The following is a 19,464-nucleotide window of genomic DNA, read 5'->3' as shown; positions in this document are numbered from 1 at the left end:
AATCATTAAAAATATGTTCAACCCATGTTAACCACGTCATCCCAGAATGAAAAGGGTAAGCATACGGGAGCAAGAAAAGCTTTCCGGAGAGTTTTGCATTAATTAACCATGAGCTACTACTCCTAAGTCTTGACTTTTATTGTCCCTCTAGACGGCCAATAGTTAAACCTGTTCCTTATCCCTCTTCTGTCACTTTCCGGGAGGCTGATCGCTAGAAGCCTCATGAGGTCATCAATACAAGCTATACTGTTAGAAAAAAATGGGTCTTGTATTTGTTATTAGAAGAAAATTGAGCGATCGCTTGCTGTACAAAAGCTCTAGGATTCAGAAATGGTAAATGTTTTCGGAGAGTGACAGAAGAGGCATAAATGAAAAGTTTCCATAAAATATATACTTTTATCAGTTCCCATATATGTAAGTAAGCATTAAAAATAGACCTTGTTAGAATACATAGACATCTTTAGGTAGTATGGAGGTTTTATCGCCTTCAACATAACTGCTTTGCATGTCGCATAAATTCTTGACGATTTAAAAAAAATTTACTGCATACATTAACTGCCTACGATTAATTCAAAAAGGTGCGTGAATAAAATGTCACGCACCCTACAGGTATAACTAACCTCTAACCCCCAGCCTCTAGCCTCTACTTAGATTTCGCCTCTAAGTTTTCTAAACGGCTTTTGAGTTCTTGGTTTTGTTTTTTAACTTGGTCGAGTTCTTCGCGCAATTGACGCAAGGCGGTTTCTGGGCCGATGTGTTTTTGGACATTGGCAATTTCTTCGTCAGCATAGCGACGCACACGACCATCGGGGGTTTGTTCGGAAAGCGATCGCAAAACGCCAATTGCTTTGGGTGTTTCCATTTTGCCCAAGGCTGTAACTACTGCTACTTGGGTTAAGAAGAAGGTTTCTTTGGCGAGTTCAGCTAATCTATCTAAAATCCGTTCTAAGTTCACTGGTGTTTGACCGACGGAAATTTTACCTAAAGCCCGAATTGCTGCTAAACGTAAGGCTTGGGGAACTCCTTGTTTGGTGTATTCCAGCAACAGATTTAAAGCGGCTTCAGAAGTTTTGAGTTCTGCTAAACCGTTAACTGCACCACTGCGGACTACTTCATTCCAACCAGCTTTTTCTTCTAGAACTGACTTCAGTAGCTTGATGACCTTTTCTTCTTTGGGCTTTTCATCCAGATTAGCAGCTGCGATCGCACCAATGGCTGTAGCGGCGGCGGCTTCTACATAATAACTGCGATCGCCTTCTTGCACTATTTCTTTCACGGCCTTATAACTATCATGGGTTTTGATCGTCGCCAGTGCATTCACAACCGCACGCCGCACATAAGGATTTTTATCTTTTAATCCCACCACTAAACCGTCAAAGGCTTGATCTAACTTGACTTCTGCTAGTTGTTTGGCAACTTCCACCCGCACACCCCAAAATGGCTCTTTTGTCAATGCTTTAGATAATGCTTTGGTTGCTTCCAAGCCGCCTTTTTTTGCTAAAGCCGTCGCTGCATAAATCCGGGAAATTGGGTCAGGGTCAGATTCTAACTGCGCTTTTAATTCAGGAAGGGGATATTCTAAAGTGGCAGTTTTTAAGAAATGATTGCCGACATCAAAGCTAATAAAATCCGGCTTGGCTGACAGTGGGAAGTAGAAGCTTTGTTCTGGTTGATTTACTCGGACTGTGAAAGTTGTCAGTTGTACAGGTTCTCCCGTCTGTACAAAGCCGAAACCGATGGGTATTTTTAAGTCAAATAAATTTTTACTGCTATTTTGATCAGCTTGAGTTTGGGTAACTGTGACCTTGGCTAAATTTGCATCGCCATCCCAAGAGTAAGCCACTTTAAAATCAGGATGACCGCCACGATAAACATATTGGTCGAATAAGAAAGCTAAATTCCTTCCTGTCGCTTTATCAATAGCGCGGAGTAAGTCAATTGTTTCCACAGTTTTATGGGCATTATCCTGCACAAAGGTTTGAATGGCGTGCCAGAATAATTCTTCACCTAATTCCGCTCGAATCATGTGATAAACACAAGACCCTTTTTCGTAGATGTGGCGGTCATAAAGTTCAATAGCTTCACGGTAAACATGAGTTACCATTGGTCGGCGGTAACGGCTGCTATCTTCGCTTAAGTAACTCCGCGCTTCTATTAACCGATAATATGCTGCTTCTTCGGCGCTATATTCATGTTCTGTCCACATGACTTCGGAGTAAGAAGCCATACCTTCTTTAATCCAAGCATGAGACCAATGCTTAATCACCAGCAAATCACCAAACCACTGATGCGCGAGTTCGTGAACAACTAAACTTTCGGTATTGCGGTTATCGTAAGCGGCGCGTTCATCTAAAAGACAACGGTCTGTTAATAAGGTGGCGGAAGTATTTTCCATCCCCCCAAAGATAAAGTCATCAACGCAAACTTGGGCATATTTGGGAAAAGGATACGGATAACCATACTTTTCACTCAAAAATTCGACCATGCGGGGAGTTTTGCCCATGCTGCGTTTAGCATCTGCTTCCCGGCCTTTTTCCACGTAGTAAGTAACTGGTTTACCTTGCCATTCGTCTCGAATTTCAGCAAAGTCTCCCACAGCCAGAGTCATTAAATATGTAGGATGAACTTGCTGCTGTGACCAATGATAAATTTTTTCGGCACCTTCTTCGATGGTTTCGATTAATTCACCGTTGGAAATCGCTACTAATGGTTTGGGAACCCGCACACGAATTTCCGATGTCGAGAGTTGTCCGGGATAGTCAAAGCAGGGAAACCAAAAACGCGAGTCTTCGTCTTCTCCCTGAGTCCAGACTTGAGTGGGTTTGTGGGGATAGTGTTTGTCTGGTTGGATAAAGTATATACCGCGTTGGGGTTTTTCGGCGGAGTAGGCGATCGCAATTAAGATTCTTTTCTCCAGTTCTGTGGGTTGGTCAAGCTGAATAGAAAGCTGTTCACCGTCATAGTCAAACTTTTGCGCCACCTCATCTACTTGTACAGAGTGGATATTTAAGTTGACTGCATCCAATACTAAACGGTCAATTCCACTGCGAATTGGTAATAAGCGAATGCTACAACTGCCTTGATAACTTTGCTTGGGAATATCTAAGTGCAGATAAAGAAAAATATGCTCTACCTGTCCAGGACGATCTGGATTATAGTGTGGTCTGGCTCCCGGTAACTCAAAAGATTTGCGTCCGTTATTTTCTGTATCAAAATAGGAATGCGACATTGATGCTGAATGACCCTTTAATCTTAAAAAATCTAAGTAAATTTACGAAAATCATACTATTTGTGATGTTTACTCATCCAAATAGGGGATAAAAAATATGCCATCTTTGCAATTTTGGGGAGATTCTCATGAACCTTTTTCTGCTGCTACGGGGATATTCTTGATGATTTTTCCTTGAGTACCAAGACTCGGCAAATTTGCTGATGAGATTAGGATAGCTTGCAAATTTACCACAGGCTATCTCTCAAGATGAATAACCTAGCATTTACGGATTTTGCTTTGCTCTCATTGAAGTATTTCTTTGGTGTTCTTTTTACTGCTTGTGTGTAGATTTACTAATTTTAACAGTGAAACCCGAAGAAATCGTGAAGTTTATCAATAATTCCGAGAACTCAACAATGACGTTTTTACTACCCTCGGTAAAAATCTGAGGAAAATGAGGACAGTAACAATGCCTGAAAGTAAGTTAAAGTTTGTAGTACCTGCAATTGGCGCAGTTGTCGCTGTAGTAGGGGGTGTAGCAGTCTATACCTATTTGTTCAAAGGGCCTGTTGGAGATATTTCTGGAGCTGTTGGTAGTGCTAAATTAGTTCCCGAATCAGCCCTGATGACTACCTATATTTCTACTGATGACCAAGTTTGGGCAAAATTACAGCAGTTTGGTACACCAGAAGCCCAAAAGTTACTGGTAAAAAGTTTAGAAGACTTCAATAAAAATACTTTTAAAGGTAGTGATATTTCTTACGAAAAAGATATTAAACCTTGGATTGGTGGCGTGATGATTGCTGTTTTACCACCAAATAAAACTCAACCTGCTCAGTTACAAATTCCCACTAATCGAACCAATCAACCATTAAAAGTACAACAAAGTACAAACATGCTGATGGTAATTGGGATCAAAGATAAATTAACTGCTTTGAATTTTGCGAGTAAATTAAAAAATCAAAAAGGAGTGAAAAGTCGAGAAATTGACTATAAAGGTGAGAAAATTACAGAAACTATAGAAAATGGCAGACCAACATATAGTGTAGTTGTTAATAATAGTCATTTAATTTTAGCTCCTGAAAAACAAGCTGTAGAAAAAGCGATTGATACCTATAAAGGTCAACCTTCTTTTGCTAGTAAGGAAGGTGCTAATCGTTTACTCAGCCAAAATGTAAATCTGCAAAATACTCTCGTGCAGGTTTATGTCCCAGACTACTCTGGGATGGTACAACAATTAGCAACAGCCAGCGCCCAAGGTAAAACTTTGCCGCCCCAAACCTTGTCACAGTTGAAGCAGGTAAAATCAATGGTGGCTGGTGTTGGTGTTGATGATCAGGGAGTGCGGGTAAAAGCGATCGCTAATTTAGATCCACAACTCAGCAAATTTCAGTATCAAAACACACCAGCTAAGATATTAACGCAATTTCCTGGCGATACCTTTGCATTAATTAGTGGTAACGGTATCAGTCGTGGTTGGCAAACATTCACAGAACAATCAAAAGATTATCCCGAAGTTCAACAAACACTCCAACAAATCCGCACTCAGCTAAAGTCTGCTGATATTGACTTAGATAAAGAGATTTTTGGCTGGATGGATGGCGAATTTGGGATTGGTGCAGTTCCATCTAATCAAGGTGTGTTAGCAAGTGTGGGTTTTGGTGGGGCGCTGGTGTTTGATACAAGCGATCGCAAAACCGCAGAAGCTACCTTTACAAAACTTGACAACCTAGCCAAAGCCCAAAGAATTAACATCGCCAACCGTAACATCGGCGGTAAAGATGTCACAGAATGGCAAATACCCAGACAAGGCGCATTATTATCTCATGGTTGGTTAGACCAAGATACCGTCTTTCTAGCACTTGGCGGCCCTGTGGCTGATGCCTTAGCTGCTACTAAAAGTCCATCCCTGGCTCAAAGCGATACATTTAAAAATGTCACAGGTTCATTGCAACAACCCAACGGTGGTTATTTCTATTTAGATATGGATAAAACTGTGACTTTTGTTAACCGCTTTGCAGGCCAAGGTAGACCAATTCCACCGGATGTTAATGCCATTTTAAGTTCTATTCGTGGTTTTGCCGCCACCGCCACTAGCCCTGATAAATCCACCAGTCAGCTAGAAGTTTTGTTAGCACTGAAGCCAAGCCAGAAATAGGGAGTGGGTGTCAGGGCAAAATTAAGTCAAAAATCAAAAGTTAAAAGTCAAAAATTCTCTGACTTTTGAATTTTGATTTCCCATTTGGGGTGTAGGGAAAGATTGCTAATTTTTAAATAATGGTCGTTTTTATTCTTTCCCTTATACCCCAATACGGTTCAGTTAGTAATCTCTTCTTTCTCTTTGCGCTCTACCCTGCGGGAAGCCCTGACGCTCGAAGACTCGCTACCGCTTCGCTAACGGGTTCAGCAGTGAGGGAGTCGGGGAACCCGCCCAACGCACTGCTTCACCGCTATCGCGTCTATGCGTTCTTTGCGGTTCGTTAAAAAAATTGACTTTAAACAAGAGTTTGAGATTTAACTGAACTGTATTTCCTTATGCTTCTACCCTCTTACACCCACTTACCACTCCCTACTCCCTATTTAATTACTGTTTTACCGGGATTTGAATTTTAAACTCAGTTCCTTCACCTGGAGTAGAGACACAATCTAACTTACCGTGATGCTTTTCGGTAATGATTTGATAACTAATTGCCATACCCATACCTGTACCTTTACCAACAGGTTTAGTCGTAAAGAAAGGGTCGAATATACGGTTTTTGACTTGTTCAGACATTCCAGGGCCATTATCTGCGATCGCAATTTCTATCCATTGATTATCAAAGGCTGAGGTACGAATAGTAATTTGTGGTTTTTCTGCTGAGAAGTTTTGACTATTAAAAAATGACTCTTCCAAAGCATCCATCGCATTTACTAATATATTCATCAATACTTGATTCATTTGCCCCGCAAAGCATTCTACTTGGGGTAAATCACCATAGTCACGAATAACTTCAACACCTGGATAGTCTTGTTTTTCCTTGAGACGGTATTGCAAAATTAATAATGTACTTTCAATACCTTCATGAATATCAACTGTTTTAAAATCGGCTTCATCCATGCGCGAAAAAATTTCGCAGCGATAGGACAATATTCCGAATTCTTTCAGTTCCCATTTTCATAGAAGGCAGAATCTTATCTAAATCAGCAATCAAAAAATCTAAATCAATTTCTTCTGCTAGTGCTTGTATTTCTGGGACTTCATCAGGATAGCGTTCTTGATAAAAATGAAGCATTTGCACCAGACTTTGAATGTAGTCGCTTAGGTGAGTAATGTTACCGTGGATAAAATTGACAGGATTATTAATTTCATGTGCAACGCCAGCTACTAATTGGCCAAGACTTGACATTTTTTCATTTTGAATAACTTGTGCCTGGGTGCGTTTTAATTCGCTTAAAGTTGTTTTCAGTTCAGCAGTACGTTCTTCTACTCGGTCTTCTAATTGTGCTTTACTCGCTTCTAAAGCAGTAAAAGATTGACGCAGTTGTTCAGCCATATAATTAAAAGACTGAGCTAATGTATTGAGTTCTTCTATTTTGCTAATATTTACAGTTTGTTCTAAGTCACCTGATGCCATTGCCTGACTAGCGCGATTGATTCGCAAAATTGGTTGTATAACCCAACTAGAAGTCAAATAACCAATAATAATTGCCACTATTAATGCGGCTAAACACAGCAAAACCGTAATTTGAGTGTTCGTAGTAATCTTGGCCATAAAAGCTTTTTCTGGCACACTCATGACTACTAACCAATCTAGTCCATATTGATCACGCCAAGGAGTGACATATACAAACTTTGTCTCTTTTGGCAGGTGCAATTGAAGTTTTTTTTGTTCAGTGATTGACTGAAAGCCATTAAATTTATTTTCAATATATTTGGCAGTATTTTTAATTACTGGATCTGGACTTTCTGTAGCTTTGATTTGCTGGACTTCATTCTTAACTATTGCAAAAGTATCTTGCTTAGTAGAACTGGCAATTAACAGACCATTGCGTTCTACAATAAACACCTGTCCAAAGTTGCTAATATCTAAACGCCGCAGAAATTCACTCAACTTCAACAAATGAATGTCTGCACCAACCATACCCAATAATCGCTGATTTGCGTCATATATAGGACGACCAGTAGCGGCAGTTATATAAGCACCATTAGGAGAATTCCAGGTGTAAATGCGTGACCAAATTGGTTTACCAGCTTTGATGGGTTCGGTATACCAACTTTCTTTAAAGTTATTGTATTCAAAAGTGTTATTGATGCGGAGGCGATCGCCACGGGCATCAGTGGCGTAGTTGCGTCCATTGTTGGGTAATTTAGCATTCCAGTCGTCAATAGTAACTGTTTTACCATCGTAGCGAGCCGCTCCTAGTCCCTCACCTGTGGTTAATGCCATACCAATATAAGTGAGGTCATAAGCCTGCATTTCCTTCCAGAAATACTTACCAATAGTTTTGCGATCACGTACATCCAGTAATCCCATTGCGATCGCATCTGCATTAATCTGGTTTACCTTATGGGGAATAGATAAATAAGCATCTAAATGCTGCTGCACTATACTATTCGTCCGATTCATTAACTGATCTGCCAAGTCATTAACGGCTTGTCGTCCATTTTTAAATGACAAGTAGCCGACTAAACCCACCGCACCAAATATTTGTAAGGCAAAAGGAATAATCAACACTAGTTGTAATGGAAAAGCTTTAACTTTGCAAGAGTCAGTTTTATTCATTCAATTTCTTTCTTCCAACCCTAGATGGAGGCAAATTTATACTTTGTGACATAGTATTCCCACAGGCAACGACTAACTCAACATTTAGAGAGAAAAATTAATTTTTGTAAATTACGGATGAGTTGATGTAGCATCTTCCAGAATCATCTAGGACGGTTATTCCCACCGGAAATTATCAACAGAATTTGTCAGAATGAAAAGTAATTTGAGGGCTAAAAAATGAAATTTTCCATCGACTCTGTGTACAATTGGTATCGTAATTTAATTCGTAATCCTAAGTATCGCTGGTGGGTAATTCTAGGAACACTAGTTTATTTCATCAGCCCTATTGATCTTGTTCCTGATATTTTTCCTATCGTCGGCGAAATTGATGATGTTTTACTGATGACACTGTTAGTAACTGAAGTGTCTGGGTTAGTCATTGACGGTTGGAAAGCACGTAAAGGTGTAGAGACTACTACTACAAATCCTACTGACACTTCCAATGATACTGATTCCGCCGCAAAAACAGTTGATGTTGATGCTGTGTCGGTTAAATAGGTTTTTACAAATAAATAAATCCTCTGTTTGGTTTAACAAGCAGAGGATATTTTTTTACCGTACTCAGTACTCAGCACTTTCAACTCAGCACTCTTCATCCTACAACCCTTCATTAAAGCTAAATTCCCAAATCCCTCATTACCTGCAACCATTTGTCTGGTGTTTGTAGAGTTCGCTGGAGAAATTTGCTTGTTAGATTGCTGGAATTAGCTTGATATAGCAGGGTGGCATAACTAAAATGAATAGCTGGTTTTTTGAAATTATCTTTGCCATAAATAGAAATCAGTTCCGCCAGCTTTTCTTCTATTTTCAAGATTAGTTGGGGTGCGAGGGCAAGTAAATCTTGCATCCACTGTTCTTTTTGGGCAATAAAAGCCGATAGCTCTGGATTTGAGGAATTTCTAAACTCATCACAAATCGCCTTAATTTTTTCCCATTTATAACTACTCCAAGGTTTAGCCATCATTACTGGCAGTTGCCATTTAACTATTTCTTCTTGCCAATAATCTTTCGGTGCTGGCACTTGTAGAATTTCAAAATTAGGTAAAATTAGGGCGGTCAATTTGCCACCGTGACAGGCTCCTGTGTCGATACCATAAGCTTTTTGTGTAATTATGAGTGGATAATCGCCAACCACACGATGACCAAAAATTACTGGTTTAATGCCAGTATATAATTGACTCCAAGATATATCTTTATATTTTTTTTTCTAGATGCTTTTCACCTGCATTACAACCACATAAAACTTCTTGTCTTTGTTCTTCAATGGGTATACCATCTTCTACCGCAGCATGAACAAAAATTGCCTGATCAGTTTCGTAATAGTAAGGTAAATGACTAATCCAATCTAAAAATTCGTCATAGCGATCGCCAAATTGTAATTTAACAATTTCCTGGGAGTAAGAAAGAGTTTGCCTTAGATGTTTGCGTTCATGATTTCCCATTAACACTACTGTGTTGGGGCGATTTCCGAGAAAGTCATATACTTTGACCGAATCAACCCCCCGATCAACAATATCTCCTAAACAGATTAAACAATCTTCCTCTGTAATTTCTACTTTGCTTAATAGCTGAAGCAGTTCTTCATAGCAACCATGAATATCACCGACTGCAATCGTTCGCATTTTCCCAAATTCAATCGAATAATTTCAGTATACTACAAATATGTATTTTTTGTAGTATGTAGTTGCATAGGATTTAGATCAGTTGAAGACTGACGCAGAAAAACGAAAAATTAAAGGTTTGGGGTAGAGTGAAGGCTAAAGTTTGTTAAAAATCTCACTGATGGCAGAAGTTTTACTGAGTCAGCTTCTCTAGAATCAGCTATGAATAACTGAAGCTAGCTAACAATGCGAATACTTCTGGTAGAAGATGACACAGCCCAATTAGAACCTTTGCAAACAGCATTGTCTCAAGCTGGACATATTGTAGATGGTGTAGAAAATGGTGCGATCGCTCAATGGGCAATTACCCAGCGCGACTATGATTTATTAATCTTAGACTGGATGCTACCAGAAATCAGCGGCTTAGATTTATGTCGGCAGTATCGCAAAGCAGGCAAAACCGCCCCTGTATTGATGTTGACGGCAAAAGATACTACTGGTGAAAAAGTCACAGGTTTAGATGCTGGTGCAGATGATTATTTAGTCAAACCTACAGATTTATTTGAATTATTAGCCAGAGTGCGGGCTTTAGGTAGGCGATCGCCTGTTTGGCAAGGAGAAAAACTCCAACTGGCGGATCTGCAACTGCACATTTCAACACAGATTGTAGAACGAGGTGCAGCCAAAGTAGAACTATCTACCCGCGAATTTCAGTTACTAGAATATTTGATGCGTCATCCATATCAAATTTTAAGTCGCAATCAAATTGAACAAGCTTTATGGGAATGGGGTAGTGAACCAGAAAGCAACGCTACCACTACTTTAGTACGCCGTTTGCGCCAGCGTTTACAGTTGCTAAATGCAGCAGACTGGCTAGAAACTATTTATGGGATGGGTTATCGTCTCAATCCTGAACGGAAAAATAACATTTAATTTTTCTGAGTTATGTTCAACCGTAGCCGTCGTAACTTGGCTAGTTGGTTCACTCTCTCAATGGGTAGTATTCTTGTAATTTTTGCTGGGATTCTTTATTATCAAGAATCAGTCCAGCAGCTAGAAGTTGTCGATTTGATTCTCTATAAAAAATCTAGAGTAATTACATCTAGCATCAAGTACAAAGATTATCAGGGAGAAAAACGAGTATTCCTCAAGAATTTACCAGTTTTAGGGAATAACCCACCACCAGATGATAGTGATATTATTTATGCTCGTTGGTATGATCCTGACGGTAATCTCAAGCGTTACTTTGGTTTACTTACCCAGAAAAAATTAACCAGAAACTTTTCTTATCAAACATTAAAAATTCCGAATAAATCTGATTTGGCATCACCGGAAACTTGGGTAAGAGAAATTACTTTACCAGTGCAGCATCAAGGTGAATTAATTGGCTATTTGCAAATGGCAATGCCAATGACTCGTGTTCATGAAATACTTAATAAGTTTTTAATTTTACTCATATCAACAGTATTTATCGCTTTAGCTATCACAAGTTTAACGGGATGGTTTCTCAGCGGTATAGCTATGCAACCTATCCAATTAAGTTACAAACAACTCGAACGTTTTACCGCCCATGCTTCCCATGAATTACGTACTCCGTTGGCTGCGATTTTAAGTAATGCTCAAGTTGGTTTACTCGCACCAATGGAAGATAGTCATAGTAAACATTTACGTCTAGAAAAAGTGGCGGAAGTTGCTAAATCAATGAATACATTGATTGGCAATTTACTATTTCTGGCACGTCGGACAGGGCGATTAACTCCCGAATCTTTAAAAGAAGTTGACTTGAGAGACTTACTGGCGGAATTGTTTAACTCACCTTCTGTAAAGACTGCTGCTAAAGATTTAAATCTCCAGAATGATTTACCAAAATCTCCAATTATGGTAAAGGTAGATGCTGATTTGATATGTTTGGCTGTGATGAATTTGCTGGGTAATGCTTGTAAATATACTCCGGCTGGCGGAATGGTAGAGTTACGTTTATTTAGTAGATACAATCAGGCATTCATTGAAGTAGAAGATAATGGAATTGGAATTGCTGCCGCACATTTGCCACATATCTTTGAGCAATTTTATCGAGTAGAACAACATCAGACAAATTCGGCGAGTGGGTTTGGCTTGGGATTAGCGATCGCTCAACAAATCATTGAAGCACATGGCGGATATCTCAGTGTAAAAAGTGAACAAGGTAAGGGTTCTGTCTTTCAAATTAAACTGCCTCTTTAAGAGTAAATAGAAACCGATAAGTTCAGATCCCGACTTCTTTAAGAAGTCGGGGGTGTTTTAATTCACAAAAGATGAACAATGACGAGGGTTGTCACTTTTATGTCACATTTATCCTGAATCATAAATAAGTAATTGATATTTTGTTCGCCAACATTGCTCATTACACTCAAGACTAAGCAGGAGTCGATGTGAGTAGACATGAAAAGTACAAATTACTGGAAGGTTTAGCAACTACAGAAGCCGCACCTAAGCCATCACTGACATTATCAGATGCTGTGGCGTTGATTGTCGGTATTGTGATTGGTGCAGGCATTTTTGAAACTCCCGCCTTAGTAGCAACCCAAGCAGGTAGCAGTCAAGCAGTATTGCTATTTTGGTTCATCGGTGGTGTGGTTTCTTTGGTGGGCGCATTGTGCTATGCCGAGTTAGCCACGACATATCCCGATGTGGGTGGAGTTTACTATTATCTCAAACGTGCCTTTGGGCGAGAAATTGCCTTTTTATTTGCTTGGGCGCGGATGAGTGTGGTTCAAACAGGTTCTATTGCTTTGTTGGCATTTGTTTTTGGTGATTATGCTTCGCAGATTTGGCGGCTAGGCAACTTTTCACCTTCAATTTATGCCGCAATTGCGATCGCATTTTTAACGGCTTTAAATATTGTCGGCTTGCAACAAGGTAAGTGGACACAAAACTTACTCACCGCCGCCAAAGTCCTCGGTTTGTTGCTAGTGGTGTTAATTGGCTTAACAGCAACCCCTAATCTTCCCACCCCTGTGGAATCTACCTCAACCGGAACCTGGGGACTAGCAATGGTGTTTGTTTTGTTGTCTTATGGCGGTTGGAATGAAGCCGCTTATATTTCCGCCGAAATCCAAAATCGTCAACGCAACATAGTGCGATCGCTTTTGTGGAGTATTGGCACAATTACTGTAATTTACTTACTCATCAATCTGGCTTATCTGCGGGGATTGGGGTTAACAAACATGGCTAATTCCCAAGCTGTCGCCGCCGATTTAATGCGAAATGTTTGGGGCGAACCGGGCGCTTTGTTCATCAGCTTATTAATTGCGGTTTCGACTTTGGGCGCACTGAACGCCACTGTCTTTACTGGGGCGCGGACTAATTACGCTTTAGGGCAAGATTTTGCCATCTTTGGTTTTATGGGACACTGGCGGCAACGTCCTAGCACACCTAGTTATGCTTTAGTATTACAAGCTGCGATCGCTTTGGCGTTGGTTTTGTTAGGTACGTTCACCCGCAAAGGCTTTGAAACAATGGTGGACTATACCGCCCCAATATTTTGGTTTTTCTTTTTACTTTCAGGTGCATCGCTACTAGTGCTACGTAATCGAGAACCACAAATTAACAGACCATTCCGCGTACCATTTTATCCCTTGACACCATTACTGTTTTGTTCAGTTTGCGGCTACTTACTTTATTCCAGTTTGGTATATACCGGCGTGGGCGCGGTTGTCGGTGTTTTAGTTGTCGCCGCAGGTATTCCGCTATTGCTGTGGAATCGTTACCGCCAAGTTCCCAGAGGTTAAGGATTTTTTTTTTCACCATTTTTGCTTTAGGAGTAGATTTATGTTCCAAAAAAATGTTGCTTTTATTCATTACAGGCGTTAGTGTCACCACTTTCGGAATTGCTGGATGCACCGCCCAACAACAAGACTCAGCCGCAGAAGTGCAACCACCTGTTTTAACTGCTCAAACCGAAACACCAACTCCAACAACTCAACCGCAAGAACGCCCTGGTGATGTTCCTTATGTACCCACACCACAACCTGTAGTTGATGCGATGTTGCAAGTAGCCAAGGTAGGTAAAAATGATGTGCTTTATGACCTTGGTAGTGGTGATGGGCGAATTGTAGTAACAGCAGCCCAAAAATATGGTACACGCGGCGTAGGTATAGATATCAGTCCCGAACGCATTCAAGAAGCGAACGCCAACGCCCAAAAAGCCGGAGTTACAGACCGTGTAGAGTTTCGTCAGCAAGACTTATTTAAAACTGATTTGAGTCAAGCTACTGTAATTACACTCTACCTACTGCCGGAAGTTAACCTCAGACTCCGCCCCGAATTATTAAAACTCAAACCCGGTACAAGAATTGTCTCCCACGCTTTTGATATGGGCGACTGGAAACCACAACAAACACTGCAAGTAGATGGAAAAACTATTTACTATTGGGTAGTGCCGAAAGAAGTACCAGCGAATTTGCGATAACTCATCTTACGAGGCTGGGTTTCAGGGTATATGGGTGTAGGAGTGTAAGGGTTTTGAATACCTACACCCATATACTTTTTCCACAAGTTTAAGGTTGGGGAATGTGGGTTTAATGTTCTCTGACAAATTGTGTTAAGAATCTGAAGGCGTTGAGAATGTAAGTCGCGCAATCTTGTGGGGAAGTATTGTAGAAAGATCGCCAAGCGTTTGCTTTATCTTCATCATAGCGATCGCCGCGTTCGGGATGTACATCTAACCATGCTAAACGCACAGCATGACCAATTAACACGTCTAACACGATATATTCTTCGATTTGCAAGTTGGGGTTTTTCGAGGCGATCGCGCCTAGTTCCATTAATGCTTCAATATTAACTTGGCGGTATTCTGGCGCTTCAATTTTATTTAATAAATGCTCCACTCGCAAAGCAAAATTCTTTTCGCCCGCCGTCATTTCTGATAACATCAATTCGCTATCTAAACGATTACGCCGCTCTAGTTTGTCACCAATAACTAAGCCTTTACAACGTTGCATTAATAGCCAAACTTGCTGAAAGAAGTTTTTCGGGACACGGTTCAGCGCCCCTTCAGCTTGGCGGAAACGTCGCCAACCACCCACAGGTACTTCGATTTCTTCCGTAATTGTTGGTTGCACTACCCATTCAATATCACTTTCTTTTTGCTTAACGTGTAATGATTCTTGCTGGCGTAACAAATTACTCATCCCTGTGTAACCAGTTAACACCTGACGCAAGCGCATTTTAATTTCAAAGGGCGAAAGTTCCATTAACTGTTCATAAGCTTCATCTTGGGTGACACGCAATTCTTGGGCTAGTTCGCTGGTAATTAATAGAATGAGATAGCCAACTCTTAAAGTTAACAGTCCTTGAAATAATTCTGGCTCCGAGCGAATCAAAGTCCCAAGATAAAGTATGATTTCTTGTGTCAGTACGCGATCGCGGATATCCTCACGACAGAAATTATTGATTTTCTCGGCAATTTCATTGGGAGGCATAGGTACAGTAATTAATGATGCTTCGCTGTATGCCCTCCCCACAGCCGCTTGCTTACCCCGAATCAAAATACTCGTGACTGCATCTGATAAAGCAATATCCACCATTTGCAATAAACCCGCAGCCCGACGGACAATTGCCCAGATTCCTAAATCACCGGCTTTGATATAAACTTCATTCAGCAAATCTCCGACTGTGACACGAGTATTTGGGCCACCAAATCCTGTATCAAAGTCTAATCCTTGCAAACGGGTTAAAGTCTGCAATAGCTCAATTTGTTCATAGAGATTTTCTGAACCCCGCAGCGAAGAAAGCAACAATCCCAAGTTGGTTTCATACTCCATTTGAAATTCTTGGGTATGTCCTAAGCGCCAACTCTTTCCAGGATGGTAAGCCAAATAACAGCAATGTGGTGCAGCATCGTGCATTGCTGACTGATAAAATTCGGCATCTTGCAGAAAATCAATTCTTTGAATAGCGCCTGTGAGCATTAATTGATTGAGTCTACCTAGTTTAACGCGTACACCATTGCAAACACCATCTTTGAGTTCTTGCATCAATTCCAGTAATGCTTCCGCCCCAATTTCTAACATGGTGTGAGTCAACATTAAAGTTAAAATGGGACGACCTAAATCACTCCAATATTTTTGGATATAAGCAAGTTCGCTTCTAATTTGATCAATTAAAAAATGGTAATCAAGAGTTAAATAAAACTGTTGAGCGTCTAAGAACGATGGTAGAAATACTACTGTTTCACCAGAAATTCTAAAGATCCGCGATGTGGTTAAACTCCGCAATCTTCTGACTGGTCGCCCTGTTAAACCTAGTTTATCATTGCGTCCAATTTGAGTGTAGATAGCTGATAGTTCTCCAGCTTTTCTGACTTGAATTGGTTCTACTTGCTTGGGTGTTTGAGTTTCAATGCCATGCACTTCTAGTTTTGCTTGTAAGTCATCATCTTCGGCTAACAAAGCAATTTGTACCAGAGCTTCTCGATTTTTACCAATACTTAAATATCTCCCTAACGGGTCAATATCGCCAACCGCCAGTAGACCTTCACTTAACATTAACCCCAGAAAATATAAACTTTGCGCCCAAACTAAAGGGATATTTTCATTAGGTAAACGCTTTTGACTTTGGGGCGTTAATTTTTCGGCTTCGATGTTTTCGGCAGGCACATAATAAAGTTCTGGTAATAAATAGCAACCATCCCGTTCTACTAATAATGATGCTAATAGTTCTTGGTATTGTTGGACTTGCTTTTGATCATTGCGAAATAAGCCATCAAGTAGTAAATATGTGAAAAATAATGGCCATTCGCATTCAATATGCTCAAATTGCTTTAGTTCCCAAGGTTCGTAGTGTAGACGCTGGTGATCTTCTAAAACAGTTTGATGTCCGTCACGCAAGAAGCGTTTGCAGCCGTACTTGCCTTGGAGTTTGTTGATGATATCGTTAAAAGTGCGATCGCGTAGCGTCTCCTTGGGAGAATCGCGTAGATTAATATCCTCCACCGCAAACGCCGGATAGCTAATAATACTCAACAGTGCCGCATCAATTTCTTTAGAAGCCGATTCTCTCGGTAATAACGATTCTAAAGTACTCCGGGCGCGAGCAATTTCATCAGGTAGTACATGAATTACCGATGCTTGACTTCCCCGTACCCCAAATAAATCTAGTTCATTAATGGCCTCTAGTGCGGCTTTCGCCATTCCCACAGAACTAGCGTTTAACTCCGCATTACCATGATTGATTTTATTCCCCCGTTCCCAAATACCATAATCTGGTGTGCGGTAAGCGCGGCCTATATAGTAAACCAAATTCTGCACGAAATTTACTTCATCAATCGTATAAATAATCTGCAATCCCGAAGCCGTCATTTGCGCCAGCATCAATATAAATATAGAGGTGGCATCAAGTTGCAAATGTCCCCACTCATCATCACCGACTACAATATCGCCAGTTGCAGTGTTGTATTTAGCGTGTAAACCATCTAAAGGTGATTGAGTATGTTTAAAGCGTTCAACCTTATGCGCCTGTCGCATCATCGCAAACAGCAACCCACGCATTAGCTTAATCACGCTGTGTTCTAGTTCGTAAGTGCGTCCTTTATCTTCATCCACTTTGCGATACGCCAGCGCCAAACCCCAAACCGCTAAGATGCTGTAAACATTGTCTCTCACCCAAGCATCTGTATAATCACCGTGAGCCGTAATGGCTGTACTCGCAGGTAGCAACCCAGTAATTGGATTTTGTCGCACTAAGATAATAGTCTTGATTTGCTGGTAGTAATGCTCCAGTCGAGTTTGTAATTCGGTAGCTGTTTTCATACTCATTAAGGGATGCTTGCAGAATTCCAACCTATAGCTGTGAAGAGAACGGTTTTGTAATGGACGCGGGGATTTACAGCCAAGAGTAGTAGAGACTACTTATTATCTCGCGTTAGTAGCCATTTAGTTACACAGTTGTAAATGAATTCTCAATGGAAATGGAGATTTGTTGAAATCTTTATAAATACTGGGCTTATTTTATACTGAGATTTTAAACTTCTTTGCTAAATATAGAATCAGCATCATAAAAAAAAATTACAGTTCACCCAGAACCAATTAAGTACATAGCAGCTATTCAAGAATTTGAAGCCAACAAATTTTTAACCAAGGGGTTTGATTATGTCTTTGCGTTACAACGAAAATCATGCTCAGTTAGTGAAAGTAGTTTATTCTCAAGTGAAAGTTAACGGCAAAATCGAATTGGTACCGCTTGAACTTTATGCTGATGGTTCACTCAAAAAAGCTGTGAGTTAAGCAAAGTCACAAAAAAAAATTTTATTTTCTGCCGAATTACTGACTATCATCCACAAATAACTCTTCCTACGTAAGTAGTACATAGAAGTGTATTTCTCGTCCAGATGCCTAAGATAGCGATGGAATCTGGACTTTTAGCTATGGCTAAATTTTGTGAATCAATGTGTAATGTGAACATACCTTTGCGGAGACAAAAAGTCTTTTCTATTACTGATTCGGTACTACTGTGGGCGCAAAATTTTAGTTGCTACATGGTCTTCGGTAGAACTCCAAGGGTCGGAGTGCGATTAAGAGTGATATCATAGAAGTCGTCACTGAAGACATCAAAATAATCATCACTACATGAAAGCCGAATCCGTTCGCACTACACTAGCAATACCACGAGAACTTTTAGAAGCAACTGACAAGGCAGTTTTAGAAGGCAAAGCAAGAAGTCGTAATGATTTTATGGTGCAAGCAATACGTCGAGAATTAGCAGCACAAAAAAGAGCCGCCATTGACGCTGCTTTAACAGAAATGGCCTGCGATCCTGATTACCAAGCAGAGGTACTCAAGCTCGAAACTGAATTTGCTGCTGCTCAGTGGGAGGCTTTTCTGTTAGAGGAATCTTTGTAATGAGAAGGGGTGAGGTCTATGATGCTCGCCTAGAATCAACTGAAGGTTCAGAGCAAGGAGGGACTCGCCCAGTAATTATTGTCAGTCGTGATGCAATTAATTCGTCGAGTCCAGTTGTTTTAGCCGTTCCCTGCACTACGTATCAATCAGGTAAGCGAGTTTATCCTACTCAGGTGTTAATTTTAGCACCCGATGGCGGACTCAAGCGAGATTCGATCGCAATGGCAGATCAAGTGCGGGTATTATCTAAAACCCGCTTTTTGCGTTTAAGAGGTGCAGTTTCGCAATCGGTAATGGCTCATTTATCTCAGGCTTTGTTAATAGCCTTAGATTTACCTATCCCAGAAGAAGAGTGAAGAGAGTAGATTGGGGAGCCACTGTGTTGCTTTGGTTTCCCAAGTTGAAGCAGGTGGCATTAGAGGCGCACAAAAGATATGGGCAACAAGATGGTAAATCTATAAGTTGCGCCGTAACCCAACACCAAATCATGAATGTCTTTCAGTAGACTTGTTGCAAAAATACTTAAAATGTGATTTTTTGGATTCCACTGCGTTTCACCTAATCTACGAAGTGGTATTACTTATTCACAAAATAATGCTCTTGAAAGTAATCGATGACATCTCTGGGAGTATGCTGATAATCAGATTCTCTGCTGTGGATGAAAACGACTGCTTCACAACCTTAGATGCTATTGTTGCCAGATGCACAGATGAATGAGTGAACCTTAGCGTTGACACTGGAGAATATAGAATTCTCTACACCATTGACGATGAACATCAACTAGTAGACGTGTTTCGTGTTGGTAAACGAAATGATGATGAGTCTACAAAAAATTTGTGATCAAGAAGACAGCATAAGCTCCTGAAAAGTAGAGAAAACTGCAAATATACTTAATGCTTACTTGAGCTAGACGAAATGGCATCTCTGTTCACAAGTTACTCAAAACTGACAATGGTGAAAAGGCCGGG

Annotated in this window: 14 protein-coding genes and 1 pseudogene; 10 read left to right on the top strand and 5 right to left on the bottom strand. The window is 40.5% G+C overall.

Annotated features, from left to right (window positions below; translation table 11 throughout):
• Window positions 1-643 precede the first annotated feature (643 nt).
• Window positions 644-3,229, bottom strand: a complete 2,586-nt coding sequence (locus ACX27_RS23595) for a M1 family metallopeptidase (RefSeq protein WP_062295990.1) — start codon at window positions 3,227-3,229, stop codon at window positions 644-646.
• A gap of 451 nt (window positions 3,230-3,680) precedes the next feature.
• Between ACX27_RS23595 and ACX27_RS23590 the strand changes: the two genes are divergently transcribed.
• Window positions 3,681-5,369 (top strand): DUF3352 domain-containing protein, encoded by a 1,689-nt coding sequence (locus ACX27_RS23590; protein WP_062295988.1) that lies wholly within the window; start codon window positions 3,681-3,683, stop codon window positions 5,367-5,369.
• A gap of 426 nt (window positions 5,370-5,795) precedes the next feature.
• Here ACX27_RS23590 and ACX27_RS23585 read toward each other — a convergent pair.
• Window positions 5,796-7,974: pseudogene (locus tag ACX27_RS23585) on the bottom strand (ATP-binding protein).
• Window positions 7,975-8,193: 219 nt separating this feature from the next.
• Here ACX27_RS23585 and ACX27_RS23580 point away from each other — a divergent pair.
• On the top strand, window positions 8,194-8,514 hold the full coding sequence (locus ACX27_RS23580) for a YkvA family protein (RefSeq protein ID WP_062295986.1): 321 nt from the start codon (window positions 8,194-8,196) through the stop codon (window positions 8,512-8,514).
• A 118-nt stretch (window positions 8,515-8,632) separates the two neighbouring features.
• On the opposite strand, the gene ACX27_RS34290 is transcribed toward ACX27_RS23580, so the two are convergent.
• Complete coding sequence (locus ACX27_RS34290; RefSeq protein ID WP_235526340.1) at window positions 8,633-9,151, bottom strand: hypothetical protein; 519 nt, start codon at window positions 9,149-9,151, stop codon at window positions 8,633-8,635.
• A 58-nt stretch (window positions 9,152-9,209) separates the two neighbouring features.
• Entirely contained in the window at window positions 9,210-9,638 is a 429-nt protein-coding gene (locus ACX27_RS34285) for a metallophosphoesterase family protein (protein ID WP_235526339.1), read from the bottom strand.
• Between the two features lie 225 nt (window positions 9,639-9,863).
• Between ACX27_RS34285 and rppA the strand changes: the two genes are divergently transcribed.
• The 4 genes from rppA to ACX27_RS23555 all read left to right on the top strand — a co-directional run bounded on the left by rppA (window position 9,864) and on the right by ACX27_RS23555 (window position 14,067).
• Complete coding sequence (rppA, locus tag ACX27_RS23570; protein ID WP_062295984.1) at window positions 9,864-10,550, top strand: two-component system response regulator RppA; 687 nt, start codon at window positions 9,864-9,866, stop codon at window positions 10,548-10,550.
• Between the two features lie 12 nt (window positions 10,551-10,562).
• Window positions 10,563-11,840 carry a sensor histidine kinase gene (locus ACX27_RS23565; RefSeq protein WP_062295982.1) on the top strand — a complete coding sequence of 426 codons (1,278 nt, stop codon included), beginning with the start codon at window positions 10,563-10,565 and terminating at the stop codon, window positions 11,838-11,840.
• 188 nt (window positions 11,841-12,028) lie between these two features.
• Window positions 12,029-13,387 carry an APC family permease gene (locus ACX27_RS23560; protein ID WP_062295979.1) on the top strand — a complete coding sequence of 453 codons (1,359 nt, stop codon included), beginning with the start codon at window positions 12,029-12,031 and terminating at the stop codon, window positions 13,385-13,387.
• Between the two features lie 53 nt (window positions 13,388-13,440).
• Window positions 13,441-14,067: an SAM-dependent methyltransferase gene (locus ACX27_RS23555; RefSeq protein ID WP_062295977.1), complete on the top strand. Its 627-nt coding sequence runs from the start codon at window positions 13,441-13,443 to the stop codon at window positions 14,065-14,067.
• A 109-nt stretch (window positions 14,068-14,176) separates the two neighbouring features.
• Here the strand turns inward: ACX27_RS23555 and ACX27_RS23550 are convergent, their stop codons facing one another.
• Complete coding sequence (locus tag ACX27_RS23550; protein ID WP_062295975.1) at window positions 14,177-17,407, bottom strand: glycoside hydrolase family 15 protein; 3,231 nt, start codon at window positions 17,405-17,407, stop codon at window positions 14,177-14,179.
• Between the two features lie 339 nt (window positions 17,408-17,746).
• On the opposite strand from ACX27_RS23550, the gene ACX27_RS34985 reads away from it, so the two are divergent.
• The 4 genes from ACX27_RS34985 (at window position 17,747) to ACX27_RS31185 (ending at window position 19,336) form a co-directional block, all read left to right on the top strand.
• Window positions 17,747-17,881, top strand: a complete 135-nt coding sequence (locus ACX27_RS34985; RefSeq protein ID WP_256364356.1) for a hypothetical protein — start codon at window positions 17,747-17,749, stop codon at window positions 17,879-17,881.
• A 342-nt stretch (window positions 17,882-18,223) separates the two neighbouring features.
• On the top strand, window positions 18,224-18,496 hold the full coding sequence (locus ACX27_RS23545; protein ID WP_062295973.1) for a ribbon-helix-helix domain-containing protein: 273 nt from the start codon (window positions 18,224-18,226) through the stop codon (window positions 18,494-18,496).
• Window positions 18,496-18,852 carry a type II toxin-antitoxin system PemK/MazF family toxin gene (locus ACX27_RS23540; RefSeq protein WP_062295971.1) on the top strand — a complete coding sequence of 119 codons (357 nt, stop codon included), beginning with the start codon at window positions 18,496-18,498 and terminating at the stop codon, window positions 18,850-18,852. Before ACX27_RS23545 ends, ACX27_RS23540 begins: the two co-directional genes overlap by 1 nt.
• A gap of 361 nt (window positions 18,853-19,213) precedes the next feature.
• Window positions 19,214-19,336 (top strand): type II toxin-antitoxin system RelE family toxin, encoded by a 123-nt coding sequence (locus ACX27_RS31185; protein WP_144427517.1) that lies wholly within the window; start codon window positions 19,214-19,216, stop codon window positions 19,334-19,336.
• Window positions 19,337-19,464: the final 128 nt, after the last annotated feature.

Source organism: Nostoc piscinale CENA21 (assembly GCF_001298445.1).
Lineage (GTDB): Bacteria > Cyanobacteriota > Cyanobacteriia > Cyanobacteriales > Nostocaceae > Nostoc_B > Nostoc_B piscinale_A.
Note: the sequence above shows the minus strand (reverse complement) of the source record. Positions and strands in the feature narration are given on the sequence as shown.